This window comes from Streptomyces sp. NPDC126499 (assembly GCF_040302485.1).
Lineage (GTDB): Bacteria > Actinomycetota > Actinomycetes > Streptomycetales > Streptomycetaceae > Streptomyces.
Genome location: NZ_JBEOUO010000006.1, coordinates 150,405 through 176,238, shown reverse-complemented (window position 1 = coordinate 176,238; position 25,834 = coordinate 150,405). Strand labels below are relative to the sequence as shown.

Here is a 25,834-nt window from a genome sequence, read left to right as displayed (position 1 = left end):
ACCCCGTGAGCGACCAGAGCCCCGTGAGCAACGAGAGTACGGAGATGTCCCGGCGGCGCGTGCTCGGCACCGTCGGCGCGGCCGGCGCGGCCGGGCTGGTGATCGGTGCGGCCGGAGGGGCCGGGATCTCCGCGTCGTTGTCCGACGGCGGATCCGCGCCCGGAGGGGCGGTCCCGCTCACGACGGTCGGTGCGACCGAGGTGATGTTTCACGGGAAACATCAAGCGGGGATCACCACTCCGCTTCAGGCCCGCGGGCATCTGGTCGCCTTCGACCTCGTCCCCGGCGCGGGCCGCAAGGAGGCCGCAGCCCTGCTGCGCCGCTGGTCGGCCACGGCGAAGGCGCTGATGGCGGGCAAGCCCTCGACCGATGACACGGGCATCGCGCTGGACGCCGGGCCGTCGTCCCTGACGGTCACCTTCGGCTTCGGCCGCACCTTCTTCGACCGCACCGGGCTGGCCGCCCGCCGCCCGACGCAGCTCGACCCGCTGCCCGCCTTCTCCTCCGACGCCCTCGACCCGAAGCGCTCGGAGGGTGATCTGTGGGTGCAGATCGGCGCGGATGACGCGCTCGTCGCCTTCCACGCGCTGCGCGCGCTCCAGAAGGACGCGGCCGGGGCGGCCCGGGTGCGCTGGCAGATGAACGGCTTCAACCGCTCGGCCGGTGCCACCGCCCGGCCGATGACGGCGCGGAACCTGATGGGCCAGGTCGACGGCACCGGCAACCCCAAGCCGACCGACCCCGACTTCGACCGCCGGATCTTCGTGCCGCAGGGCGCGACCGGCGCGCAGGACTGGATGGCGGGCGGCTCGTACGCGGTCGTCCGGCGGATCCGGATGCTGCTCGACGACTGGGAGAAGCTGCCGCTGGAGAAGCAGGAGAAGGTGATCGGCCGGCGGAAGGCGGACGGAGCGCCGCTGACCGGCGGGACGGAGACCACCGAGCTGGATCTGGACCGGATCGGCCCGGACGGCAAGACGGTCATCCCCGACAACGCCCACTCCCGGATCTCCGCCCCCGAACAGAACGGCGGGGCGGCGATGCTGCGCCGGCCGTTCTCCTTCCACGACGGCATCGGGCCGGACGGGACGCCGGACGCCGGGCTGCTCTTCGTCTGCTGGCAGGCGGACCCGCTGCGGGGCTTCGTCCCGGTGCAGCGCAAGCTCGACCGGGGCGACGCCCTGTCCCCGTTCATCCGGCACGAGGCGAGCGGTCTGTTCGCGGTGCCGGGCGGGGCGGCGGAGGGCGAGTACGTGGGGCAGCGGCTGCTCGAGTCCTGAGCGGGAGGCCGCCCGGGACCGGCTGCCATTAGGGTGACCGTATGTCAGCCACCCGGTATACGTATCTCGGTCCCGAAGGCACGTTCACGGAGGCCGCGCTGCGGACGCTGCCCGAGGCCGCGACGCGGGAGCTGGTGCCGATGGTCTCGGTGCCGGCCGCGCTGGACGCGGTGCGCAACGGCGAGGCGGCCGCGGCGCTCGTGCCGATCGAGAACTCGGTCGAGGGCGGTGTGACCGCGACCCTCGACGAGCTGGCCTCGGGCGAGCCGCTGATGATCTACCGCGAGGTGGTCCTGCCGATCGCCTTCGCGCTGCTCGTACGGCCCGGGACCACGCTGTCGGAGATCAAGACGGTCACGGGCCACCCGGTGGCCCAGCCGCAGGTGCGGAACTGGCTGCGGGCCCATCTGCCGGAAGCGGTGTGGGAGTCGGCGGCCTCCAACGCGGACGGGGCGCGGCTGGTCCAGGAGGGCCGGTTCGACGCGGCCTTCGCGGGCGAGTTCGCGGCGGCGACCTACGGTCTGGAGGCCCTGGTCACCGAGATCCACGACGCCGAGAACGCGGAGACCCGGTTCGTGCTCGTGGGCCGGCCGGCCCGGCCGGCGGCGCCGACGGGGGCGGACAAGACGTCGGTGGTGCTGTGGCTGGGTGACGACCATCCGGGCGCCCTGCTGGAACTCCTCCAGGAATTCGCCGTGCGCGGGGTGAATCTGATGCTGATCCAGTCGCGGCCGACGGGTGCCGGAATCGGGAACTACTGCTTCGCCGTCGACGCGGAGGGCCATATCGCGGACCGGCGGGTCGGCGAGGCGCTGATGGGGTTGAAGCGGATCTGTCCGAAGGTGCGGTTCCTCGGTTCGTATCCGAGGGCGGGCGTCTCGCCCGAGGACGTACGGGCGCTGCGGCGCGGCACCTCGGACGCGGAGTTCACGGCGGCGTCCGACTGGCTGGCGCGGGTGCAGGACGGCCGGGCCTGATCCACAGAGTTATCCACAGGGACCCTGCTCGACCTGGGGACAAGTCGACATGCCGGTGGGGTGAGCGTGGCCCCGGGTCGACAAATCGCTGTCACCCCTGGTCCGGGACCCCACCCCTGGGGAGAACAATTCCCACTCGAAGGGGTGGGAAAATGACATCGAAGATCGACGATCATCTTCGTCCACAGAACTTCCGCACAGCCTGTGGATAACCTTTCGCCTTATCCCCGCCTTCCTCCGGAGCGAAATCCTTAAAAAGCAAAGCAATTCGGGCAAAGCGACACGCATCGCGATATCGGGTAGGGGCGGTACCAGCCGCACCGGTAGCCTGGTGGGGTGATTGACCTTCGCCTGCTCCGTGAGGACCCCGACCGTGTTCGCGCCTCCCAGCGCGCCCGTGGAGAGGACGTCGCGCTCGTCGACGCCCTGCTCTCCGCCGATGAGCGGCGCAGGTCGTCCGGCGTCCGCTTCGACGAGCTCCGTTCCGAGCAGAAGGCGCTCGGCAAGCTGATCCCCAAGGCCTCCCCCGAGGAGCGCGCCGCGCTCCTGCAGAAGGCCGAGCAGCTCAAGACCGACGTCAAGGCCGCCGAGGCCGAGCAGAACGAGGCCGACGAGACGGCCCGCGCCCTGCTGCTCCAGCTCGGCAACATCGTCCACCCCGACGTGCCCGTCGGCGGCGAGGAGGACTTCGTCGTCCTCGAGACGCACGGCACCATCCGCGACTTCGCGGCCGAGGGCTTCGAGCCCAAGGACCACCTCGAGCTCGGCGAGGCGCTCGGCGCCATCGACGTCGAGCGCGGCGCCAAGGTCTCCGGCTCGCGCTTCTACTACCTGACCGGCGTCGGCGCGCTCCTGGAGCTCGCCCTGGTCAACGCGGCGATCGCCCAGGCCACCGAGGCCGGCTTCATCCCGATGCTCACCCCGGCGCTGGTCCGCCCGCGCGCCATGGAGGGCACCGGCTTCCTCGGCCAGGCCGCGGAGAACGTGTACCACCTGGAGAAGGACGACTACTACCTGGTCGGCACCTCCGAGGTCCCGCTCGCCGCGTACCACATGGACGAGATCATCGACGCCGACAAGCTGCCCCTGCGGTACGCCGGCTTCTCGCCGTGCTTCCGCCGCGAGGCCGGCACCTACGGCAAGGACACCCGCGGCATCTTCCGCGTCCACCAGTTCGACAAGGTCGAGATGTTCTCGTACGTCGCGCCGGAGGACGCCGAGGCCGAGCACAAGCGGCTCCTGGACTGGGAGAAGCAGTGGCTGACCTCCCTGGAGCTGCCGTTCCAGGTGATCGACGTCGCCACGGGCGACCTGGGCGCCTCCGCCTCCCGCAAGTTCGACTGCGAGGCGTGGATCCCGACCCAGGGCAAGTACCGCGAGCTCACCTCCGCCTCCAACTGCGACGGCTTCCAGGCCCGCCGCCTCGCCGTCCGCATGCGCGACGACAAGGACGGCAAGAAGGTCGTCCAGCCGCTGGCCACCCTGAACGGCACGCTGTGCGCCGTCCCGCGCACCATCGTGGCGATCCTGGAGAACCACCAGCTGGCCGACGGCTCGGTGCGCGTGCCCGAGGTGCTGCGCCCCTACCTCGGCGGCCGTGAGGTCCTGGAGCCGATCTCCAAGTGAGCCCCTTCCCCTACCGCCTGGTCGCGACGGACCTCGACGGCACGCTGCTGCGCGCCGACGAGTCCGTCTCGGACCGTACGCGGGACGCCCTCGCCGCCGCGACGGCGGCGGGCGCCGCGCACATCGTCGTGACCGGCCGGGCGGTGCCCTGGACCCGGCACATCCTCGACGACCTCGGCTACGAGGGCCTCGCGGTGTGCGGTCAGGGGGCGCAGGTCTACCACGCGGGCGAGCACCGGCTGCTGACCTCGCTGACCCTCGACCGGCAGCTCGCCGGGCTCGCCCTCTCCAAGATCGAGGCGGAGGTCGGGCCGCTGGCCGTGGCCGCCAGCCGCGACGGCCTGGAGGGCGAGGTCCTGATCGGCCCCGGCTACCGGACCCAGGGCGGGCCGCTGCCGTACGTGCCGTACGAGGACCCCGCGGAGCTCTGGTCGGCCCCGCTCACCAAGCTCTACGTCCAGCACCCGACGCTCGGCGACGACGAGCTGGTCCGGGCCGCCCGCGCGACCGTCGGCTCGCTCGTGGACATCGTCATGGCGGGCGCGGGCATCGTGGAGATCCTCCCGCTCGGTCTCAGCAAGGCCACCGGTCTGTCGCTCGCCGCCCGCCGGCTCGGGGTGAAGGCCGCGGAGACGATCGCCTTCGGCGACATGCCCAACGACATACCGATGTTCGGCTGGGCGGCCCACGGCGTGGCCATGGCCAATGCCCACGAGGAGCTGAAGGCGGTGGCCGACGAGGTGACCGCCTCGAACGAGGAGGACGGCATCGCCGTCGTCCTGGAGCGGCTGCTCCAGCCGTAGGGCCCATCTCCCGGACGCGCGTCGGCGTACGGCGTCGGCGTACGTGGAGCGGGGCGGCCCGCGCGGTTCGCCTCCGCGCGCTCGAAGCGGCCGCCCCGTTCCCGTACCCCCTCAGTGTGCGCCCGCCCGCCCCGCCCCCACCAACGGTTTATCCCGCGATACCCGAGATACCCGCGATGACGAGGGCGGGCCCCACCGGCGTACCGGTGGGGGCGGCGGGGCCGACGGGGCCGACGGCGAACCTCAGAAGTTGATCATGTGTCCGGCGATGCCGTGGATCGCTTCCTTCACGGCCTCGCCCAGCGTCGGGTGGGCGTGGACGTTGCGGGCGACCTCGTGGACGGTGAGGTCCCACTGCTGCGCCAGGGTGAGCTCGGGCAGCAGCTCGGTGACGTCCGGGCCGATCAGGTGGGCGCCGACGATCTCGCCGTACTTCGCGTCGGCGACGATCTTCACGAAGCCGGTCGAGTCGCCGAGGCCGTGCGCCTTGCCGTTCGCCATGAACGGGAACTTGGCGACCTTGACGTCGTACCCCTTCTCGCGCGCCTGCGCCTCCGTGTAGCCGAAGCTGGCGATCTGCGGCTGGCAGTAGGTGGCGCGCGGGATCATCGCGTAGTCGAGCTCCATCGTCTCCGCGTCCGCGATGGTCTCGGCGGCGATGACACCCATGGCCTCGGCGGTGTGCGCGAGCATCAGCTTCGCGGTGACGTCACCGATGGCGTAGATGTGCGGCACGGAGGTGCGGCAGCGGCCGTCGACGTCGATCGCGCCGCGCTCGGTGAGGGAGACACCGGTGTTCTCCAGGCCGTAGCCGGAGACGTTCGGCGCGAAGCCGATGGCCTGCAGGACCTTGTCGGCCTCCAGCACCTTGCTCGCGCCGTCCTTGCCGGTGACGGTGACGCGGACCTGCGGACCGGACTCGTCGATCGCCTCGACGCGGGTGGAGGTGAGGACGTCGATGCCGAGCTTGCGGTACTGCTTCGCGAGCTCCTTGGACACCTCCTCGTCCTCCAGCGGGGCCATCCGGTCGAGGAACTCGACGATGGTGACCTTGGTGCCGTAGTTGTTCAGCACGTACGCGAACTCGATGCCGATCGCGCCGGCGCCGGCGATGACGATCGACTTCGGGGCGTCCTCGGCGAGGATCTGCTGCTCGTACGACACCACGCGGTCGCTCAGCGAGGTGCCGGGCAGCAGACGCGGGGAGGCGCCGGTGGCGATGATGCAGTGGTCGAAGGAGATCGTCTGCGTGGTGCCGTCGGACTTCGCCACCTGGAGGGTGTTCGCGTCGAGGAAGGTGCCCCGGCCGTCGAACTCGGTGATCCCGTTCTTCTTCATGAGGAAGTGGACGCCCTTGACGCGGCCGTCCGCGACCGTGCGGCTGCGGCGGAACGCCTCGCCGTAGTCGAAGGAGACGGTGCCGTCGACCTTGATGCCGAAGGTCTTGGCCTCGTGGTGGAAGATGTGGGCGAGTTCGGCGTTGCGCAGCAGCGCCTTGGTGGGGATGCAGCCGACGTTCAGGCAGACACCGCCCCAGTACTTCTCCTCGACGACCGCGACCCGCTTGCCCAGCTGGGCGGCGCGGATGGCGGCGACGTAGCCGCCGGGGCCAGCTCCGAGTACGACGACGTCGAAGCGGTCTGACATGACTGACTCCCGAGGGTGGTGAGGGTGTTCGGTCGCGTACGAGTCCACGTACGAGCCCACAGTAGTCCCGGAGCGCCGGAGCGTCAGTTGTAGGATGACTGGGCAAGCGGATGAGTGAGAGCGGTGGTACGAGTGGGGCGGTCATGGCACTGAGGGCGGCGGGACGGACCTCGCTGGTGGACTCCGTCGTGGAGCAGCTGCGGGCCCAGCTCGCGGAGGGCGAGTGGGCGGTCGGCGACCGCATCCCCACCGAGCACGAACTGGCCCAGACGCTGGGCGTGGGCCGCAACACCGTCCGCGAGGCGGTGCGGGTCCTGGTCCACTCGGGGCTTCTGGAGTCCCGCCAGGGCAACGGCACCTTCGTCAGGTCGACCGCGGACCCGGCGGCCGTGCTGCGCGGTGTACGGCACGCCGGCGCCCGGGACGTCCTGGAGCTGCGCACCGCCCTGGAGGCGGAAGCGGCCCGGCTCGCGGCGGCCCGGCGGGACACCCACGACCTGCTGCGGCTGCGGGCGGCGCTGGCCACCCTGCGCGAGGAGGGCGACCGTGACGCGGACGCCGACCTCGCCTTCCACCTCGCGGTCGTCGAGGCCACCCACAACGCGGCCTTCCGCGAGGTCTACCGCTTCTTCTCCGCCCAGGTGCACGAGGTCCTGGTGCACGCGCTCGGCGACCGCGCGATGCCCCCGGTCGACATGGACGCCCACGAGGCCCTCGTCGCGGCGATCGAGGCGGGGGACGCGGACGCGGCGGAGGCCGGGGCGCGCGAACTGCTGCGGGTGCCGCTGGAGACGGTGGCCAGGCTGGCCGACTCGGCTGAGGGCGGGGCGGCGCCGGTGACGGAGACCTCGCGGTGACGCCCTCGGACACGGAACTGCTGGTCGATGCCGGGGCGGGGACGGAGGCCGGGGCGGGTGCGGGGGCCCGGGTCGGGCCGGGAGCGGGTGCAGGGGCCGGGGCCGCGGTGCGGGCTTCGGCCGCCCGGGCGGAGGGCGGGGCCGGGGGCCGGTCCTCCGCCGCCGGGACGGGCGCGGGGGCCCGGTTCGGGGCGGGGCCCCGGGGCGCGCTGCTCGCGCGCCCCGTGGTGCTCCTCGTCGGCATCGTGCTCGCCTCGCTCAACATGCGGGCCGCGCTGGCGAGTGTGTCGCCTCTGGTCGGGGAGATGGCGGAGGCGTACGGGCTGTCCTCGGCCGCCAGTTCCCTGGTCACCTCGGTTCCGGTGCTCTTCCTGGGCCTGGGCGCGCTGGTGGCGCCCTGGCTCGGCCGGCGGTTCGGCGCCGAACGGATCCTGTTCGCCGCCCTGTTGCTGCTCGGCGCGGGCATCCTGGCGCGGGTGCTGCCGTCGGCGGCCGCCCTTTACTGCGGCGGCGTCCTGGTCGGCACGGCCATCGCCCTGCTGAACGTGCTGATGCCCGGTCTGATCAAGCGGGACTTCCCGGACCGGGCCGCGTCGATGACCTCCGTCTACACGGGCGCGATGATCGCGGGCGCCACGCTCGTCGCGGCCTCCTCGGTGCCACTGGAGCGGGCGCTCGGCGGCTGGCGGGCCTCGCTCGCCTTCTGGTCGCTGCTCGCGGTGGTGGCGGCCGTCGCCTGGCTGCCGCAGGTCGTGCTCGCCCGGGGCGCGGGCCCTACGGGGCACGGCGCGGGGGCAGGCGCGGACCCCGCCACCGGGCCGGTCCGGTCGGTGTGGCGTTCGGCGCTCGCCTGGCAGGTGACCCTGTTCATGGGCCTTCAGTCGCTGTGGTCGTACGTCCTGATCGCCTGGATGCCGACGATCTTCACGGACCACGGCATGAGCCGCTCCGCGGCCGGTGTGGTCTTCGCCTTCAACAACCTGATCCAGGTCGCCGGCGCCTTCGCCGTCCCGCTGCTCGCCGGCCGGATGCGCAGCCAGCGGCCCCTGGTCGTCCTGGTGACGACGCTGGTGGCCGCCGGCTACGCGGGGCTGATGGTCGCGCCGGTGGAGGGGGCCTGGCTCTGGGCGGCGGTCCTCGGGGTGGGCCAGGGCGGGGCGGTGGGCCTCGCGCTCACCCTGATCGTGCTGCGCTCGGGCGACGCGGTGACGGCCGCCCGGCTCTCCGGGATGGCCCAGACCGTCGGCTACCTCCTCGCGGCGGCCGGCCCCCTGGCCGCCGGCGCCCTCCACCAGGCCACCGGCTCCTGGACGCCGCCGATCACCGCCGTGCTCGGCGTGTGCGCCGCGGCGCTCGCGATGGGCCTGCTGGCGGCCCGGAACCGTACGGTCTGAGTCCGCGAGGTCCGGGCCGCGGCGACGGGAGACCGCTACTCCTCCCCGGCGAGCGTCAGCGTGCGGAGCTTGTGGCCCGCGAACCAGGTGGCCGCGACCGTCACACCCGCCAGCAGGGCGATGGCCGTGGGCAGGCCGACCTCGGAGGAGACCAGGCCGTCGCCGGTGACCTTCTCCGCGAGGGCCAGCGCCCACTGCTGCACGCTCAGCGTCTTGGCGCCCGAGATGAGGGAGCCGAACAACGCCTCCCAGACCAGGGCGTAGACCAGGCCGATGACCACGGCGTGCCGGCTGACCGTGCCGAGGAGGAGGAAGAGGGCGCTGTACGCGATGGAGGCCACGAGCGCCGCGACGGTATAGGCGACCGCCACCTGCTGACCGTTGCCGTTGAGGATGAACCCGGCGAGGAGGGTGGGCAGGGCGGAGAAGACCATGGTGACCGCGACGGCGACGATCAGCTTGGTGAAAATGATCGTCGGCCGCTTCACCGGCTTGGCGAGGAGATAGACGATGGAGCCGTCGTCGATCTCCGGCCCGATGGCGCCCGTGCCGGCGATCACGCCGATCAGCGGCACCATCGTGGCGAGCGCGAACCCGCCGAGGACATCGGCGGCGACCTGGTCGTCGGCGCCGTTGAAGGCGCGGATCGCCGCCGCGATCACGAGCAGGAGTGCGGGCAGCACGAAGAGGATCAGTGCCCGGCGGCGGCCGAGCAGGGCCCGGTAGGTGAGCCGTGCGACGGTGGGGTTGTACATCGGTCGGGCTCCTTTCAGGCCGTGACGAGATACGAGAAGACGGATTCGAGGGACTCGTCCGAGGGCGAGACCGTCAGGAGCCGGATGCCACGCTCCTGGGCGACCCTCGGCAGCAGTTCGGTGAACCGGCCGAAGTCCACGGCCTGCACGCGCAGGCCGCCGTCGACGTGGTCGACCTCGATGCCGGCCGTCGACGGGTCCGCGATCAGCGCCGCCGCCAGGGCCCGGTCGTCGTCGGAGCGGACGAGATAGCGGTGCGGCCGGTCGGTCATCAGCCGCCGGATGCGGCGGAAGTCGCCGGAGGCCGCGTGCCGTCCGGCCACGATCACCTCGATGTGCGAGGCGAGCTGCTCGACCTCCTCCAGGATGTGCGAGGAGAACAGCACCGTGCGGCCCTCCGCGCCCATCCGGCGCAGCAGGTCCATCAACTGCATGCGCTGGCGCGGATCCATGCCGTTGAAGGGCTCGTCGAGCAGCAGCACGGACGGCTCGTGGACGAGGGCCGAGGCCATCTTCACGCGCTGCCGCATGCCCTTGCTGTACGTGGCGATCTTGCGGTCCTGGGCGTACTCCATCTCCACCGTGGCGAGGGCCCGCTGGGCCTCGGCGTCGCCCAGGCCCTGCAACTCGGCGTTGGCGACGACGAATTCGCGGCCGGTGAGGAAGTCGTACATCGCCTCGCGCTCGGGGACGACGCCGATCTCCTTGTAGACCGCCTCGTTGCGCCAGATCGTCGTCCCGTCGAGGGTGACGGTGCCGGTGGAGGGAGCGAGGAAGCCGCCCATCATGTTGATGAGGGTGGACTTTCCGGCGCCGTTGGGGCCGAGGAGTCCGGTGACGCCGGGGCCGATGGTCATGGTGACGTCGTTGACGGCCACGACGTTGCCGAACCAGCGTGAGACGTGATCGATGTGGAGCGTTGTCACAGCCCGACCTTTCGGTAGCGGCGCATCAGGACGCCGTACGAGCCGGCGATCAGGGCGAGGACGGCCAGCAGATAGACCACGCCGGCTCCGCCGCCAGGCGCCGCGTCCGTCCCTCCGGGGAAGGAGGAGGGCGCGCCGAGGAAGGCGGTCTGCACGCCGTCGATGAGGGTGACCGGCGAGAAGAGTCCGATCCACTGGATGGCGTCGAGGTTGTCCGTGCCGTAGGCGATGCCCTGGAGGGTGGAGACCGCTCCGTAGGAGATCACGAGCACGGCGATGACGGCGGCGACGCCGAAGCCGCGCCGCGGGGTGAGGGCCGCCATGACCAGGCCGATGCCGCCGAAGAGCAGCGAGAGCAGCACCACGGAGGCCAGGCCCTGCCCGAACAGCTTGGTCTGCTCGGCGAAGTCCATCTTGGCGAGCAGCGCGCCGATCCAGAGGATCAGGAGCGGGGCGGCGGTCAGGACGAACAGGGCCGAGGCCATCGCGCCGTACTTCGCGAGGACGTAGTCCAGGCGCTCGATCGGGCGGGAGAAGTACAGCGGCACCGTGCGGAAGCGGAGGTCGCGCGAGACGGACTGCGGTGCCTGCGCGGCCACGAAGATGGCGATCACCAGCTGGAGGTAGATCGCGTACTGGGTGTACTCGATGGACAGCTTGCTCTGCTTTCCGACGACCGCGACCGCGACGATGATCAGCGCGGGCACGCACATCACCGCGAAGAGGATCATCGGCAGCACCTTGGACTTGGCGCTGCGGCCTAGTCCGTAGGCGCCGCGCAGCGACTGCGAGAAGAGCGAGCGGCGCGCGTAGTCACGGCCGAGGCGCGGCCCGTCGTACGCGCGGTAGCCGATGTTGTGGATCCGCGTGGTCTCGGGGGTCCGGGAGCTCATCGCGTCGGCACCTCCTCCTGTTCCGTCGCCTTGAAGACCTCGGCGATGTGGTGACGGCGCTGCTCCATGCGCACCAGGCCGAGCCCGAGGCCGGCGACGGTGTCGCGGACGAGGTCGTAGGTCTCCTCGCCAACGGCCTCCAGGAGCAGGACGTGGCCGGCGCCGGGCAGGCCGTCCTCCACGCCCGCGTGGAGGGTGACACCGGCGGCGGCGAGGGCGGCGCGGAGCGCCTCGGTGCCGTCGGGGTGGGTGTCGGAGTCGGTGACCTCGACCGCGAGGGTCGTGGTGGACCGGGTGAAGTCGCTGGTGGAGCTGGAGCGCAGGAGCCGTCCGCCGTCGATGACGACGACGTGGTCGCAGGTGCGCTCCAGCTCGCCGAGCAGGTGGGAGGTGACCAGGACCGAGATGCCGAAGTCCGTCCACACCCGCCGGATCAGGCCGAGCATGTCGTCACGGCCGACCGGGTCGAGGCCGTTGGTCGGCTCGTCCAGGAGCACCAGCTGGGGGTCGTGGACGAGGGCCTGGGCGAGCTTCACCCGCTGCTTCATGCCGGTCGAGTAGCCGCCCATCGGGCGGTAGCGCTCCTCGTAGAGACCGACGTGGCGCAGGGTGTCGGCGGTGCGCTCGCGGGCTGCGGTCGGCGGCAGCCCGGACATGCGGGCCATGTGGACGACGAACTCGGTCGCCGAGACGTCGGGCGGCAGGCAGTCGTGCTCCGGCATGTAGCCGACGCGCTCGCGGATCTGCGCGCCGGAGGTCGCGACGTCGAGGCCGAGGACCTCGGCGCGGCCGTCCGTGGCGGGCGACAGACCGAGCAGGATCTTGATCATCGTGGACTTGCCGGCTCCGTTGGCACCCACCAGTCCGGTCACACCGGGCCCGATGTCCAGGGAGAGCCGGTCGAGAGCGGTCACCCGGGGGAACCGCTTGCTGAGGCTTTCGGTAGCGATCACAGTCACGCTTCGACGGTAGTGGCGTGGGTCACGGCGGTCGTCAGCCCAACGGCTCGATCCATGTCCGACCTCAGACGTACAAGCCCGTAGGGGAGTCGATACCTCAGTCGTTTTCCACAGGCTCGTGCACGCCCCTTGACGCCGCCGCCGGGCATTGTCACATTCATCAGTGGCAGGTTACGGACACGTAGCGCTACGGGTGCTCACACGGACGGACGGGTGGCATGACCCCAGCAGTGACAGGCGTACCGACCGCGGAGCTGCGGGGCTTCAGAGAAGTCCAGCGCCTCGCCTACGAGTGCGCGGAGGCCGTCGCGGCGCAGCTCAAGCCGGGCGTGACCGAGCGCGAGGCGGCGCGCATGCAGCGCGAGTGGCTGTCCGCGCGAGGGGTGAGGGACTGGTTCCACCGGCCGTTCGCCTGGTTCGGGGACCGCACCGCCTTCGTCGACTTCAAGATCCCGCTCCAGTTCTTCCCGACCAACCGTCGCCTGGAGCCCGGGATGCCGTTCATCCTGGACATGGCCCCCGTGTACAAGGGCTACACCGCGGACATCGGCTATTCCGGCTGCCTGGGCCTCGACCCGCTCCACGACAAGCTCCTGGCGGACCTGCGGGAGCACCGCGAGCTGATCCTGCGCGAGGTGCGCGAGCGCCGCACCCTGCGGGAGATCTACGAGGACGTGGACCGCCTCATGGTCCGCCAGGGGTACGCGAACCGGCACCGGGCGTATCCCTTCGGCGTCATCGCCCACAAGATCGACCGGGTGAAGGAGCGCCGCTGGTCGCCGACCCTGTTCGGCTTCGGCACCCAGTCCCTCAAGGGCCTGGCGAGCGACGCCCTGCACGGCCACCGGGACGGCTGGTCGCCGCTGTGGTCGCCGTACAGGTTCTCCGACCACCCGCCCAGGCCCGGCCTGTGGGCGGTCGAGCCGCACCTCGGATTCCGGGGGACGGGCGCGAAGTTCGAGGAGATCCTGGTCGTCACCGACTCCCGGGACCCCGAGCAGAGCGCGTTCTGGCTGGACGACGACCTGCCGCACGTGCGGCGCTGGAACGAGGAGAGGGCAGCGTGAGCGTGAGTCTCGACGGGGCGCGGGAGCGCCGGATCCGCACGGGCGGGATAGAGCTGTGCGTGGCCGAGCTGGGCGAGGCGAGCCGGCCGACGGTGCTGCTCGTCCACGGTTATCCGGACTCCAAGGAGGTCTGGTCCGAGGTCGCGGCCCGGCTCGCGGAGCGGTTCCACGTGGTGCTGTACGACGTGCGGGGCCACGGCCGGTCGACGGCGCCGGTCCCGCTGCGCGGCGGGTTCACGCTGGAGAAGCTGACGGACGACTTCCTGGCCGTCGCGGACGCGGTCAGCCCGGACCGGCCGGTCCATCTCGTGGGCCACGACTGGGGATCGGTGCAGTCCTGGGAGTTCGTGACCGTCCCGCGCACCGAGGGCCGGATCGCCTCCTTCACCTCCCTGTCCGGGCCGTCGCTCGACCACTTCGGGCACTGGATCAAGAGCAGGATGACCCGGCCCACCCCCCGCCGGGTCGGGCAGCTCCTCGGCCAGGGCGCCAAGTCCTGGTACGTGTACCTGCTGCACACGCCGGTGCTTCCGGAGCTGGCCTGGCGCGGGCCGCTCGGCAAGCGCTGGCCGCGGATCCTGGAGCGGTTCGAGCGGGTGCCGGCCGGGGACTACCCGACGTCCTCGCTGCCGAGCGACGCGGCGCACGGCGCCTGGCTCTACCGGGACAACGTGCGGGCGCGGCTCTCGCGCCCGCGGGCCGACGCGTACGCGCACGCGCCCGTGCAGCTGATCACGCCGACCGGTGACGCCTTCCTCTCCGAGCGGCTCTACGACGACCTGGCGGCCTGGGTGCCGGACCTGACCCGGCGCACCCTGCCCGCCAAGCACTGGGTGCCGCGCACCCGGCCCGACCAACTGGCGGCGTGGATCGCCGAGTTCGTCGAGGCGAACGAGGACCCGGCGACGAAGGCGCCGAGGACGGCCCCGAAGAGCGGCGTCCGGCCCGAGTACGCGGAGCGCTTCGGCGGCCAGCTGGTCCTGGTGACCGGCGCGGCCAGCGGCATCGGCCGCGCCACCGCCTTCGCGTTCGCCGAGGCCGGCGCCCGGGTCGTGGCGGTGGACCGGGACGGCGAGGGCGCGTCCCGTACGGCGGAGTTGGCCCGGCTCATCGGCGCTCCGGCGGCCTGGGGCGAGACCGTCGACGTCGCCGACGAGCAGGCGATGGAGAAGCTTGCCGCGAAGGTGGCGGGCGAGTACGGCGTGGTCGACGTGCTGGTCAACAACGCGGGGATCGGGCTGAGCGGTTCGTTCTTCGACACCACGAGCGAGGAGTGGAAGCGGGTCCTCGACGTCAACCTGTGGGGCGTCATCCACGGCTGCCGGGTCTTCGGCGCGCAGATGGCCGAGCGCGGCCAGGGCGGCCACATCGTCAACACGGCCTCGGCCGCCGCCTTCCAGCCCTCCCGGGCCCTTTCCGCGTACGGCACCTCCAAGGCGGCGGTGCTGATGCTCAGCGAGTGCCTGCGGGCCGAGCTCGCCGGCCAGGGCATCGGAGTCTCGGCGATCTGCCCCGGCATCGTCAACACCGGCATCACGGCGACCGCGCGGTTCGCGGGAGTGACGGACGAGGCCGAGGAGAAGCGGCGCCAGAAGAAGGCCTCGCGGCTGTACGGGCTGCGCAACTATCCGCCGGAGAAGGTCGCCGACGCGATCCTGCGCGCGGTCCTGCGCAACCAGGCCGTCGTCCCGGTGACCCCGGAGGCCCGCGGCGCCCACCTGCTGTCCCGGCTGTCGCCGGGCGTGCTGCGGTCGCTGGCCCGCTGGCAGCCGCCGGCATAGCGAAGAGCGGGGCGGTCGTACGATCCCTCGACGGGTGAAGGGAGCGGTCGGTGGGAGCGGGTTTGTCCGAGCAGTCAGCACAGCCGGAGTACCGGATCGAGGATCTGGCCCACCACAGCGGGGCCACCGTCCGGACGATCCGCGCCTACCAGGACCGCGGCCTGCTGCCCCGCCCGGAGCGGCGGGGCAGGTCGAACGTGTACGGGGACACGCATCTGGCCCGGCTCCGGCAGATCGCGGACCTGCTGGACCGCGGCTACACCCTGGCCTCCATCAAGGAACTCCTGGAGGCCTGGGACGCCGGGCGCGGGCTCGGTGGGGTGCTCGGCCTGGTCGCCGAGGTGGACAGGCCGTGGACGGACGAGGAGGCCGCCCGGATCTCGCGCGCCGAGCTCGACGCGCGCTTCGGCGGCACGCCCGACGAGGAGGCGGTGCGGGAGGCGATCGAGCTCGGCGTGCTGGAGCGCATTCCCGGCCGCGAGACGGAGGAGTACCTCGTTCCCAGCCCGCAAGAGCTGGCGGTGGCGGCCGAGTTGTACGCGGCGGGCGTCCCGCTGTCGGCGATCACCGGTCATCTGCGGGAACTTCGCGGCCAGGTCGAGCAGATCGCCTCCCGTTTCCTGGAGTTCACGACCGAGCACGTCTTCGCCCGCTATCTGGAGCACCGGCCTCCGACGGACGCGGACGCGGCGGAGGCGGCGACGATGGTGCGGCGGCTGCGGCCGCTCGCGCAGCAGACCGTCGACGCCGAACTGGCGCGGGCCATGCGGCTCTTCGCGACCCGCCATCTGCAGTTCCACCTGTCTCCGGACGGTCCCCCTCCGGAGGACCGGGAGCCCCGTTCCGTAGCGCTTCCGCCGGCCACGATCCGGGCCGTGGAGCGGCTTGTTGGCGCCGAGAACGTGGCCGCGTTCATCGCGGCGGCGGCCGAACGGGAGGTACAAACACGGACATTGGATACCCTTGCCTCAAATGCCGCACCCACCAACAAAGTCGAACAAGTGACGTAAAGGCCCGGGCTGTTGTCCACAGAAACGCCAACTCGCCTGTGGATAAATACAGTTGGCTGTGGAACAAACCTGCGGCTTCAATGAATTCATGAATGACGAGAAACGCACCGTGAAGGTGTCGAAATACCTCTCGAAACACCTGCGCCACCAGCCCGAACGCATCGGGCTCGTGCTCGACCCGCACGGTTGGACCGAGATCGACGCGCTCCTGCGGGCCGCCGCCGAGCACGGCTTCCCGATCACCCGCGACGAGCTCGACCACGTCGTCGCCGCCAACGACAAGAAGCGCTTCGCGATCGAGGGCACCCGCATCCGGGCCAGCCAGGGCCACACCGTGCCGGTCGACCTCGGCCTGCCGGCCGCCGAACCGCCCGCGTACCTCTACCACGGTACGGTCGCCGCCCGGCTCCCCGCCATCCGCACCGAGGGCCTGCGGCCCATGGCCCGCCACCACGTGCACCTCTCGCCCGACCGGGAGACCGCCACCCGTGTCGGCGCCCGCCGCGGCCGGCCCGTGGTGCTCAGCGTCGACGCCGGCGCCATGCACCGGGCCGGGCACGTCTTCCACGTGAGCGCCAACGGCGTCTGGCTCACCGACGCCGTACCGCCGCAGTACATCCGCTTTGCCTGAGGCAGGACTCCCCGGTCGCCCTGAGGCATGATCGTCCCCATGGGAGCCCCGTACCCGCACCTGCCGACCACCGAGTCCGCCGTCGCCGCCATCCGCGAGATCGCCCGGGAGCACGGCCTGGAGCTGCTCGTGACCGACGACATCGGGGCGGACCAGACCTCCCGCCGCACCTCCGCGGGCGCCTTCGCCGTCCTCGACCCCGACGGCTCCCTCCCCCACGAGGCCTTCGTCGAGCTCGGCGGCACTCCGTCGCTGTCCGTCCGCCTCTATCCCGAGGACGACGCCAGGATCACGGTCGAGGGCGTCGACTTCCACGACGTCCCCCGCGACACGGTGCCGGCCTTCCTGCGCGCCGTCCTCGACGGCCTCGCCCACGTGAGGAGCCGGCTCTTCCCGCCCGGCTGGTGGCTGATCGTCCCGCTCCCCGGCGACGAGACCTACAAGGAGCTCGTCACCCCCGCCATGGTCACCCCGTGGCTGTCCCGGAACGTCCGCTGACCTCCGCGTACGCTCGTCGTATGACCCTGCGCCTGAGCACCGTGATCCTCCCCGTCGACCGCTGGCACGCGGGAGGCCGTGCCGCATGGCAGCGGGCCGAGGAGCTCGGATTCCACGCCGGATACACCTATGACCACCTGTCCTGGCGCTCCTTCCGGGACCACACCTGGTTCGGCGCGCTGCCCACGCTCACCGCCGCCGCCACGGCCACCGAGCGGCTGCGGCTCGGCACCCTCGTGACCTCGCCGAACTTCCGGCACCCCGTCACCCTCGCCAAGGAGCTCATGTCGCTCGACGACATCTCCGGCGGCCGGATCACCCTCGGCATCGGCGCGGGCGGCGACGGCTTCGACGCCACCGTCCTCGGCCAGGAGCGCTGGACCCCGCGCGAGCGCGCCGACCGGTTCGCCGAATTCGTACCCCTGCTCGACCGGCTGCTCACCGAGGACGCCGTCACCCACCACGGCACCTTCTACTCGGCCGACGAGGCCCGCAACATCCCCGGCTGCGTGCAGCGCCCCCGGCTGCCCTTCGCGGTCGCGGCGACCGGCCCGCGCGGCCTGCGGCTCGCGGCGCGCCACGGCCAGGCCTGGGTGACGACCGGCGACCCCAAGCTGTACGCGGACGGGACCCCGGAGCAGTCCCTCGCGGCCCTCGGCGGCCAGATCGACAAGCTCGGCAAGGCCTGCGCGGACATCGGCCGGGACATGACGGAGCTGGACAAGATCCTCCTCACCGGCTTCACCCCCGAGCAGAACACGGTGCTGCGCTCCCTGGACGCCTTCGTCGACTTCGCCGGCCGCCACCAGGAGCTCGGCTTCACCGAGATCGTGATCCACTGGCCGATCCCCGACTCCGACTTCGCCGCCGACGAGGCCGTCTTCGAGAAGATCGCCACCGAGGCGGTCGCCCAGCTCGGCTGACCCCCGCGCACCGGGCGGGCGAGGGCAGCGACAGGCCGCACCAGGCCACTCAGATGTGCGCACCCTCGCACGCCCGTGCACTTCGTACGGAACAATGGATCGGTGACCTCAACCCGAACCGCGCGCACGCGCCTGATCGCCACCGACCTCGACGGCACCCTGCTGCGGGACGACAAATCCGTCTCGGAGCGCACGGTCGCCGCCCTCGCCGCCGCCGAGCGGGCCGGCATCGAGGTCTTCTTCGTCACCGGTCGCCCGGCCCGCTGGATGGACGTCGTCAGCGACCACGTCCACGGCCACGGCCTCGCGATCTGCGCCAACGGCGCCGCGGTCGTCGACCTCCACTCGGGAGGGACGTTCATGGAGGTCCGCCCGCTGCGCCGGCCCGTCGCCCTGGACGTCGTCCGCGCCCTGCGCGCCGCCGCCCCCGGCACCAGCTTCGCCGTCGAGCTCACCACCGGCATCCACTACGAGCCGCAGTACCCGCCGTTCTACCTCGACCCCGGCGCCACCGTCGCCACCGCCGAGAAGCTCCTCTACGAGGAGACCCCCGGAGCCGCCGCGCCCGTGCTCAAGCTGCTCGCCCAGCACCCGGAGCTCGACCCGGACGTCTTCCTCGCCACCGCCCGCGCGGCCGCCGGCCACCTGGCCTCCCTCACCCGCTCCAGCCCCACCGCCCTCCTGGAGATCAGCGGCCTCGGCGTCTCCAAGGCCTCCACCCTGGCCCACTGCTGCGCCGAGCGCGGTATCAGCCCCGACCAGGTCGTGGCCTTCGGCGACATGCCCAACGACATCGAGATGCTGAGCTGGGCAGGCCGCTCGTACGCCATGGGGAACGCCCACCCGGACGTCATCGCCGCCGCCTCCGGCCGCACGGTCGGCAACAACGAGGACGGCGTGGCGGTCGTCATCGAGCAGCTGGTCGCCGAAGCGGTGGGGGACCTGCGGCTGTAGGACCCGCCGGCCCGATCGCCACGACGTCCCCGGACGACCCGGCACGTCCCCGAACATCCAGGCACGTCGCGGCACGTCCCCGGACGACCCACCTAGAGCGGGGCCTCCCAGACCACCGTCGTACCACCGCCGTGGTCGCCGATCCCCGGGCCGCACCAGCTGGCGCCGCCCAGGGACTCGGCCCGGCGGGCCAGGTTGCGCAGGCCGCTGCGGCGGCCGCCCTCCGGGAGGCCGATGCCGTCGTCCGCGACCGTGAGCCGCACGCCCTGCGTGCCGTCCGGGAGGGTGACGGTCGCGTCCACGGCCACCTCGATCCGGGTGGCCTCCGCGTGGCGGAAGGCGTTGGAGAGCGCCTCGCGCAGGGCGGCGATCAGGTTCTTGCCGGTGAGGTCGCCGACCGTCGTGTCGATCGCGCCGGTGAAACGGTGGGCCGGCTTGAAACCCAGCGGCACCGCCGCCATGTTGATCTCCCGCAGGACCCGGGTGCGCAGCCCCGACGGCGCCTCGGCCGGTCCCTGCTGGAGGGCGAAGATCGCGGTGCGGATCTCCTGGATCGTGACGTCCAGCTCGTCCACGGCCTTCTCCACACCCTCCTGCACGGCCGGCACGACGGACCTGCGCTGGGCGCTCTCCAGCATCATCCCGGTCGCGAAAAGCCGCTGGATGACGAGGTCGTGCAGATCGCGGGCGATCCGGTCGCGGTCCTCGTAGACGGCGAGCCGCTCCCGGTCCCGTTGCGCCTCGGCCATCATCAGGGCCAGCGCCGCCTGGGAGGCGAACTGGGTGGCCAGGGTCCGCTCGGTCTCCGTGAACGGCCGCGCCCCACGCGCCCGCGGGGTGGCGAGCGCGCCCAGCACCCGGCCGCCGCTCTGCAGCGGCAGCAGCATCGCCGGCCCGTACTGCGCGGACAGCCGGTGGGCGATCCCCGGTTCACGGGCGGCGTCGGCGATGAACACCGCCTCGCCCTCCATCAGCCGCTCCACCACGGCGCTCTCGGGCCCGAGCACCACGCCGAGCGTCCGCGAGGCGCGCGGGGAGGACACCGCGACGACCTCCAGACCGCCGTCCTCGGCCGGCAGCAGCACGATGCCCGCCGCGGCGTCGGCGAGCCGGCGGGCCTGCTCGGCGACGACCGTGAGCGCGTCGTCGGCGTCGCCGCCGGAGAGCAGCGCGGTGGTGACGGCGACGGAGCCGTCGATCCACCGCTCGCGCTGCCGGGCGGCCTCGTACAGGCGGGCGTTGCCGATGGCGATCCCCGCCTCGGTGGCGAGCACCCGGACCATGTGGACGTCGTAGTCGTTGAACGCGCCGCCGCCGTTCTTCTCGGCGAGATAGAGGTTGCCGAAGATCTCGCCCTGGACCCGGATCGGGACCCCGAGGAAGGTCCGCATCGGGGGATGTCCGGGCGGGAATCCGGCCGCACGCGGGTCCGCCGTCAGGTCGGCGAGCCGGATCGTCTCCGGCTCGCGGATGAGCGCGCCGAGCAGTCCCGCGTGCCCGTCGGGCCGGTTACCGATGCGGCGGACGACGTCGTCCGGGACGCCGTACGTGACGAAGTCCGACAGGCCCTCGCCCTCGTCGTCGACCACTCCGATGGCGGCGTACCGGGCGTCGGCGAGCTCGGCGGCGGTCTCGCAGATCCGGTCGAGGGTGGAGTGCAGCTCCAGGCCGGTGCCGACGGAACGCATCGCCTCCAGGAGCTGGGGCACCCGGGCGGTGAGCTCCGTGGACAGGCCGTGCAGGCTGCGCGTGGCCTGGGTCGCGGCTTCGAGCGGGTCCGGGGAGGGGAGCGGGTCCGGGACGTCGGGCACGGCGGCGGTCATGACCCCGAGCCTAGTAAGTCCTATTTGGCGAGAAAAGTCGGGGTGTTCACGGTCGTCGGACTCCTGCCGTCAGCAGCAGGTCGCTCGCCCGTTCCCGCTCCAGCATCCGCCGCAGCGGCCCCTCGGCCGCCGAGAGCTCCGCGTAGGTGCCGCGCTGCACGGTACGGCCCCGGTCCAGGACCACGACCTCGTCGACGGCGTCGAGGCCGTGCAGACGGTGGGTGATCAGCAGGGTCGTGCGGCCTTCCGTGGCCCGCAGCAGGTCGTCGGTCAGCGCGTCGGCGGTGGCCAGGTCCAGGTGCTCGGCCGGCTCGTCGAGGACGAGGACGGGGAAGTCGGCCAGGAACGCCCGGGCGAGCGCGAGACGCTGCCGCTGGCCGCCGGAGAGCCGCGAGGCGTGCTCGCCCACGAGGGTGTCGAGCCCGTCCGGCAGCCCCTCCACCCAGTCCAGGAGCCGGGCCCGGCGCAGCGCCTCGCGCAGCTCGTCGTCGCTCGCGTCCGTACGGGCGAGGCGCAGGTTCTCGCGCAGCGTGCTGTCGAAGAGATGGGCGTCCTGCGCGCACAGGCCGACGAGACGGCGCACGTCGTCCCCGTCGAGGTCGGTCGCGAGCTGCCCGCCGAGCCGGTACGTGCCGCGCTCCACGTCCAGGAAGCGCAGCAGCACCTGCGCGAGCGTCGTCTTGCCGGAGCCGGACGCTCCGACCACGGCGACGCGGCGCCCCGCCTCCAGCGTGAGCCCGAAGTCCACGAGCGCCGGCCGCTCCTGCCCGGCGTACCGCGCCGAGAGACCGGCCAGCTCCAGCGGGAAGGGACTCGCCGGGGCGGCGGCGGGCGTCGCCGGCTCGTGTACGGGCACGGGCGCGTCGAGCACGTCGAAGACCCGCTCGGCGCTGCGCCGCACGCGCTGGCGGTACTGGACGGCGAGCGGCAGACCGGTGACGGCCTCGAAGGCGGCGAGCGGGATCAGCACGACGACCGCCAGCGCCACGCCGTCCAGGCGCCCCTCGCGCACCGCCTGCACACCGACGAGCGCGGCCGCGGCGACGGTGAGTCCGCAGACCAGGGCGGAGAGCCCGGCACCGAGCGCGGTGGCGGCCGACTGCCGGGAGGCGATGGCGGTGAGGGTACGGTCGGCCGCGGCCGACCGGGCCACCCGGTCGTTCAGGGCCCCGGCCACGGTGAGTTCGGCGCAGCCGCGCAGCAGGTCGACCACGGTCGTCGTCAGGGCGCCCCGCGCGGGGGCCAGCTGCCGTTCGGCCCGCCGGGCGAGCGCCGCGCCGGTCAGCGGTACGACCACCCCGGCGAGCACCAGGCCGACGGCGAGCACGGCGCCCGCCTCGGGCAGCAGCCAGGCGGTGAAGGCGACCGATCCGGCACCGACGAGGAGCGCGGCGCCCACGGGGAGCAGCCAGCGCAGCCAGTAGTCCTGGAGGGCGTCGACGTCCTGCACCAGCCGGGTGAGCAGATCACCACGCCGGGTCCGGCGCAGCCCGGCCGGGGCGATCCGTTCGAGCCGCCGGTAGACGGCGACCCGCAGATCGGCGAGCATCCGCAGCACGGCGTCGTGCGAGACGAGCCGCTCGGCGTAGCGGAAGACGGCGCGCCCGATGCCGAAGGCGCGGGTGGCGGTGACGGCGACCATCAGATGGAGCACCGGCGGCTGCTCGGACGCCCGGGAGATGAGCCAGCCGGACACGGCCATGAGCCCCACGGCGGACCCGAGCGCCAGGCTGCCGAGCACCAGCGCGAGCCCCATCCGCCCCCGCAGCTCCCCGGCCATGCCCCGCACCCGCGCGAACACGGCCCGCGCACCGACTGCGGCGCCCCCCGCACCGGCGACCCGGGCACGACCACGGCCGCCCGAGCCCGCAGCGCCCGCATCCCGTGCGGGGGCCACACCGTCGCCACCGGGCGAACCGATACCGGCACCCGCCCGACCACGACTCCCCGGGCCCGCGAGGCCCCCGTCCCCCGCGGCGGCCACGCCGTCCGCGCCGGGCGAACCGGCACCCGCGGTCACACCGTCACCACCGGGCAAACCGATACCGGCACCCGCACCGGCGGCCGACGGCTCCCGGCCGCCCTCGGGGTCCACGGGCCCCTGGCCGTACTCGGCCTGCACGACGCTGTCCGCCGAACCGGAGGCGCCCGGGCCGGAGCTGGCCTCCGCGCCGGTGTCTTCGCGGCCCGGCTCGGCGCCGACCGGCTCGCCCGCCGGGGCGCCGAGCGTCGGCGAGACCGGTGAGCCGTCGGGCAGCAGCCCGGCCACCCGCGGGCTCACCGCACCGGACGCACCCGACGCCCCCGTCACACCGGACGCACCGGACACCGCCGGCTCGCCCGCCCGCTCGCCCTCCCCCCGCCGCGTCAGACGCACCACGCGGTCCGCGACCGCGAGCAGGGCCGGGCGGTGGACGACAAGGAGGACGGTGCGGCCGGCGGCGAGGCGGCGGACGGTGGTGACAACGGCCGCCTCGGTGTCGCCGTCGAGCGCGGCCGTCGGCTCGTCCAGGAGGAGCAGCGGGCGGTCCGCCAGGAAGGCCCGGGCCAGGGCGAGGCGCTGGCGCTGACCGGCGGAGAGTCCGGCGCCGTCCTCGCCGAGGACGGTGTCCGCTCCCTCCGGCAGTTCCGTGACGAACCCGTCCGCGCCCGCGTCCCGCAGGGCCTGCCGGACCGCCTCGTCGGAGGCGTCCGGCCGGGCGAGGCGTACGTTCTCGGCGATCGTCCCGGCGAAGAGATAGGGGCGCTGCGGCACCCAGGCGATCCTGGACCGCCACTCCTCCAGGTCCAGCGAGGCGAGGTCGACGCCGCCGACCTTGACGGTTCCGTCCTCGGGCGTCGTGAAGCCGAGCACCACGTCGAGCAGGGTCGACTTGCCGACGCCGCTCGGCCCGACCAGGGCCACCGTCTCGCCGGGCTCCACGGTCAGGGTGGCCGCGTCCAGCGAGGGCTCGCCGCGCCCCGCGTGACGTACGGTCACCCCGTCCAGCTCAAGCCGTACGGACGCGGGCACCGCGCCCGTACCGCCGCCCGGCAGCGGGCTCTCCAGGACCTCGAAGATCTCCTCGGCGGCCGCGAGTCCTTCCGCGGCCGCGTGGTACTGCGTGCCCACCTGCCGCAGCGGCAGATACGCCTCGGGCGCCAGGATCAGGATGACGAGCCCGGTGTAGAGGTCCAGGCCGCCGTGGACCAGCCGCATGCCGATGCCGACCGCGACCAGCGCGACCGACAGGGTCGAGAGGAGTTCCAGGGCGAAGGAGGAGAGGAACGCGATCCGCAGCGTCCTCATGGTCGCCCGCCGGTACTCCGAGGTGATCGACCGGATGTTCTCGGCCTGGGCCTTGGCCCGGCCGAAGACCTTGAGCGTCGGAAGCCCGGCGACCACGTCGAGGAAGTGCCCGGAGAGCCGGGAGAGCAGCTTCCACTGACGGTCCATCCGGGCCTGGGTGTACCAGCCGATCAGGATCATGAAGATCGGGATGAGCGGCAGCGTCACCACGATGACCGCGGCCGAGACCCAGTCCTCGGTGACGATCCGGGCGAGCACCGCCACCGGGACGACGACCGCGAGCCCCAGCTGCGGCAGATAGCGGGCGAAGTAGTCGTCGAGCGCGTCCACGCCCCGGGTCGCGAGCGCGGCCAGCGAACCGGCCTTCTGTCCGCTGAGCCATCCCGGCCCGAGCCGCGCGGCCTGCTGGAGCAGCCGGCCGCGCAGTTCGGACTTGACCGCCGCGCTCGCCCGGTGGGCGGCGAGCTCGGTCAGCCAGGAGACCAGCCCCCGCCCCGCCGCCACTCCGGCGAGCAGCAGCAGGGGCGTGGTGAGCCCGGAAACCGACAGGCCCTTCTGGAAGGCGCCCACCACGACCTCGGCGATGAGCATCGCCTGGGCGACGATCAGCGCGGCCCCGACGAGGCCGAGCACGATCACCGCCCCGAGGAAGAAGCGGGTGGCCCGCGCGTAGCGCAGCAGTCGCGGATCGATCGGTTTCACGTGAAACATGCTCCCCTGAGACGGCCGACCGGGTCGGCTAGTGAGCCTCGGCGATGTGCTGCGTGCCGATCCTCTTGCGGAACACCCAGTAGGTCCAGCCCTGGTAGAGCATCACCAGCGGGGCCGCGATCGCCGCACACCACGTCATGATCCTGAGCGTGTACGGGCTCGACGACGCGTTGGTGACCGTGAGGCTCCAGGCGGGGTCGAGCGAGGACGGCATGACGTTCGGGAAGAGCGTCAGGAACAGCATCGCCACCGCTGCGGCGATCGTGATGCCCGACAGCGCGAACGACCAGCCCTCGCGTCCGATCCTGATCGCGCCGATCGCCCCGACCAGGGACGCCACCGCGATCACCAGCGCGGCCAGGCTTCCGCCGTCCCCCTTGTCCATCTGGGTCCAGAGGAGGAAGACCAGCGCGAGCACCGCCGCGACCAGGCCCAGCCTGAAGGCCAGCGCACGGGCCCGGACCCGGATGTCCCCGACCGTCTTGAGCGCCGCGAACACCGCACCGTGGAAGGTGAAGAGGGTGAGCGTGACCAGTCCGCCGAGGAGGGCGTACGGGTTGAGCAGGTCGAAGAGGGTGCCGACGTACTCCATGTCCCGGTCGATCTTCACCCCGCGCACGATGTTGCCGAACGCCACGCCCCACAGGAAGGCCGGACCGACGGAGGTCCAGAAGATGGCCCGCTCCCAGTTGCGCTGCCACCTCTCCTCGGGCCGCTTCACCCGGTACTCGAAGGCGACACCGCGGATGATCAGGCAGACCAGGATGAGCAGCAGCGGCAGGTAGAAGCCGGAGAAGAGCGTCGCGTACCACTCGGGGAAGGCGGCGAAGGTGGCGCCGCCCGCCGAGAGCAGCCACACCTCGTTGCCGTCCCAGACGGGGCCGATCGTGTTGATCAGCACGCGCTTCTCCGCGCGGTCACGGGCGAGCAGCTTGGTCAGGACGCCGACCCCGAAGTCGAAGCCTTCGAGGAAGAAGTAGCCGATCCAGAGGACGGCGATGAGTACGAACCAGACGTCGTGGAGTTCCAT

The 25,834-nt window shown here is 72.5% G+C and carries 21 protein-coding genes; 13 read left to right on the top strand and 8 right to left on the bottom strand.

What is annotated here, in order from left to right; all coding sequences use genetic code 11:
* Positions 1-44: 44 nt before the first annotated feature.
* From efeB to ABTZ91_RS11055, 4 genes are all read left to right on the top strand, one after another.
* Entirely contained in the window at positions 45-1,280 is a 1,236-nt protein-coding gene (gene efeB / locus ABTZ91_RS11070; RefSeq protein WP_407077939.1) for an iron uptake transporter deferrochelatase/peroxidase subunit, read from the top strand.
* A 41-nt stretch (positions 1,281-1,321) separates the two neighbouring features.
* Positions 1,322-2,257, top strand: coding sequence for a prephenate dehydratase (pheA, locus tag ABTZ91_RS11065; protein ID WP_352076852.1), 936 nt, complete (start codon positions 1,322-1,324; stop codon positions 2,255-2,257).
* Positions 2,258-2,593: 336 nt separating this feature from the next.
* Positions 2,594-3,883 (top strand): serine--tRNA ligase, encoded by a 1,290-nt coding sequence (gene serS, locus ABTZ91_RS11060; RefSeq protein WP_352076851.1) that lies wholly within the window; start codon positions 2,594-2,596, stop codon positions 3,881-3,883.
* Positions 3,880-4,686, top strand: a complete 807-nt coding sequence (locus ABTZ91_RS11055; RefSeq protein WP_352076850.1) for an HAD family hydrolase — start codon at positions 3,880-3,882, stop codon at positions 4,684-4,686. Before serS ends, ABTZ91_RS11055 begins: the two co-directional genes overlap by 4 nt.
* A 243-nt stretch (positions 4,687-4,929) precedes the next feature.
* On the opposite strand, the gene lpdA is transcribed toward ABTZ91_RS11055, so the two are convergent.
* Positions 4,930-6,333 (bottom strand): dihydrolipoyl dehydrogenase, encoded by a 1,404-nt coding sequence (lpdA, locus tag ABTZ91_RS11050; RefSeq protein WP_352076849.1) that lies wholly within the window; start codon positions 6,331-6,333, stop codon positions 4,930-4,932.
* 143 nt (positions 6,334-6,476) lie between these two features.
* On the opposite strand from lpdA, the gene ABTZ91_RS11045 reads away from it, so the two are divergent.
* Together ABTZ91_RS11045 and ABTZ91_RS11040 are read left to right on the top strand one after the other, a co-directional pair.
* Positions 6,477-7,190: an FCD domain-containing protein gene (locus tag ABTZ91_RS11045; protein ID WP_352076848.1), complete on the top strand. Its 714-nt coding sequence runs from the start codon at positions 6,477-6,479 to the stop codon at positions 7,188-7,190.
* Between the two features lie 209 nt (positions 7,191-7,399).
* A complete protein-coding gene (locus ABTZ91_RS11040) occupies positions 7,400-8,584 on the top strand; it encodes an MFS transporter (RefSeq protein WP_352076994.1) in 1,185 nt (394 codons plus the stop codon).
* A gap of 35 nt (positions 8,585-8,619) precedes the next feature.
* Here the strand turns inward: ABTZ91_RS11040 and ABTZ91_RS11035 are convergent, their stop codons facing one another.
* The 4 genes from ABTZ91_RS11035 to ABTZ91_RS11020 are packed head-to-tail and all read right to left on the bottom strand — an operon-like array spanning position 8,620 to position 12,111.
* Positions 8,620-9,339: an ABC transporter permease subunit gene (locus tag ABTZ91_RS11035; protein WP_352076847.1), complete on the bottom strand. Its 720-nt coding sequence runs from the start codon at positions 9,337-9,339 to the stop codon at positions 8,620-8,622.
* Between the two features lie 14 nt (positions 9,340-9,353).
* Positions 9,354-10,265, bottom strand: a complete 912-nt coding sequence (locus tag ABTZ91_RS11030) for an ABC transporter ATP-binding protein (RefSeq protein WP_352076846.1) — start codon at positions 10,263-10,265, stop codon at positions 9,354-9,356.
* Positions 10,262-11,158 carry an ABC transporter permease gene (locus tag ABTZ91_RS11025; RefSeq protein WP_352076845.1) on the bottom strand — a complete coding sequence of 299 codons (897 nt, stop codon included), beginning with the start codon at positions 11,156-11,158 and terminating at the stop codon, positions 10,262-10,264. The genes ABTZ91_RS11030 and ABTZ91_RS11025 overlap by 4 nt, the downstream gene beginning before the upstream one ends.
* Entirely contained in the window at positions 11,155-12,111 is a 957-nt protein-coding gene (locus ABTZ91_RS11020) for an ABC transporter ATP-binding protein (protein WP_352076993.1), read from the bottom strand. The genes ABTZ91_RS11025 and ABTZ91_RS11020 overlap by 4 nt, the downstream gene beginning before the upstream one ends.
* A gap of 224 nt (positions 12,112-12,335) precedes the next feature.
* Here ABTZ91_RS11020 and ABTZ91_RS11015 point away from each other — a divergent pair, with 224 nt between their 5' ends.
* From ABTZ91_RS11015 to ABTZ91_RS10985, 7 genes are all read left to right on the top strand, one after another.
* Positions 12,336-13,184: a M24 family metallopeptidase gene (locus tag ABTZ91_RS11015; RefSeq protein WP_352076844.1), complete on the top strand. Its 849-nt coding sequence runs from the start codon at positions 12,336-12,338 to the stop codon at positions 13,182-13,184.
* Positions 13,185-13,186: 2 nt separating this feature from the next.
* Positions 13,187-14,965: an SDR family oxidoreductase gene (locus ABTZ91_RS11010; protein WP_352076992.1), complete on the top strand. Its 1,779-nt coding sequence runs from the start codon at positions 13,187-13,189 to the stop codon at positions 14,963-14,965.
* Between the two features lie 62 nt (positions 14,966-15,027).
* Positions 15,028-15,975, top strand: a complete 948-nt coding sequence (locus ABTZ91_RS11005) for a MerR family transcriptional regulator (protein ID WP_352076843.1) — start codon at positions 15,028-15,030, stop codon at positions 15,973-15,975.
* 88 nt (positions 15,976-16,063) lie between these two features.
* A complete protein-coding gene (locus tag ABTZ91_RS11000; protein WP_352076842.1) occupies positions 16,064-16,606 on the top strand; it encodes an RNA 2'-phosphotransferase in 543 nt (180 codons plus the stop codon).
* Positions 16,607-16,645: 39 nt separating this feature from the next.
* Positions 16,646-17,104 carry a hypothetical protein gene (locus ABTZ91_RS10995; protein WP_352076841.1) on the top strand — a complete coding sequence of 153 codons (459 nt, stop codon included), beginning with the start codon at positions 16,646-16,648 and terminating at the stop codon, positions 17,102-17,104.
* Positions 17,105-17,124: 20 nt separating this feature from the next.
* Entirely contained in the window at positions 17,125-18,027 is a 903-nt protein-coding gene (locus ABTZ91_RS10990) for an LLM class flavin-dependent oxidoreductase (RefSeq protein WP_352076840.1), read from the top strand.
* A gap of 102 nt (positions 18,028-18,129) precedes the next feature.
* Complete coding sequence (locus ABTZ91_RS10985; protein ID WP_352076839.1) at positions 18,130-18,981, top strand: HAD hydrolase family protein; 852 nt, start codon at positions 18,130-18,132, stop codon at positions 18,979-18,981.
* A gap of 92 nt (positions 18,982-19,073) precedes the next feature.
* Here the strand turns inward: ABTZ91_RS10985 and ABTZ91_RS10980 are convergent, their stop codons facing one another.
* Genes ABTZ91_RS10980 through cydB form a run of 3 tightly spaced genes read right to left on the bottom strand, consistent with a single transcriptional unit; the run spans position 19,074 to position 25,834 of the window.
* The gene (locus ABTZ91_RS10980; protein ID WP_352076838.1) at positions 19,074-20,804 is read right to left on the bottom strand and encodes a GAF domain-containing protein; all 1,731 of its coding nucleotides are present in this window, start codon (positions 20,802-20,804) and stop codon (positions 19,074-19,076) included.
* Between the two features lie 46 nt (positions 20,805-20,850).
* Entirely contained in the window at positions 20,851-24,795 is a 3,945-nt protein-coding gene (cydD, locus tag ABTZ91_RS10975; protein ID WP_352076837.1) for a thiol reductant ABC exporter subunit CydD, read from the bottom strand.
* Positions 24,796-24,832: 37 nt separating this feature from the next.
* Positions 24,833-25,834, bottom strand: coding sequence for a cytochrome d ubiquinol oxidase subunit II (gene cydB, locus ABTZ91_RS10970; RefSeq protein WP_352076836.1), 1,002 nt, complete (start codon positions 25,832-25,834; stop codon positions 24,833-24,835).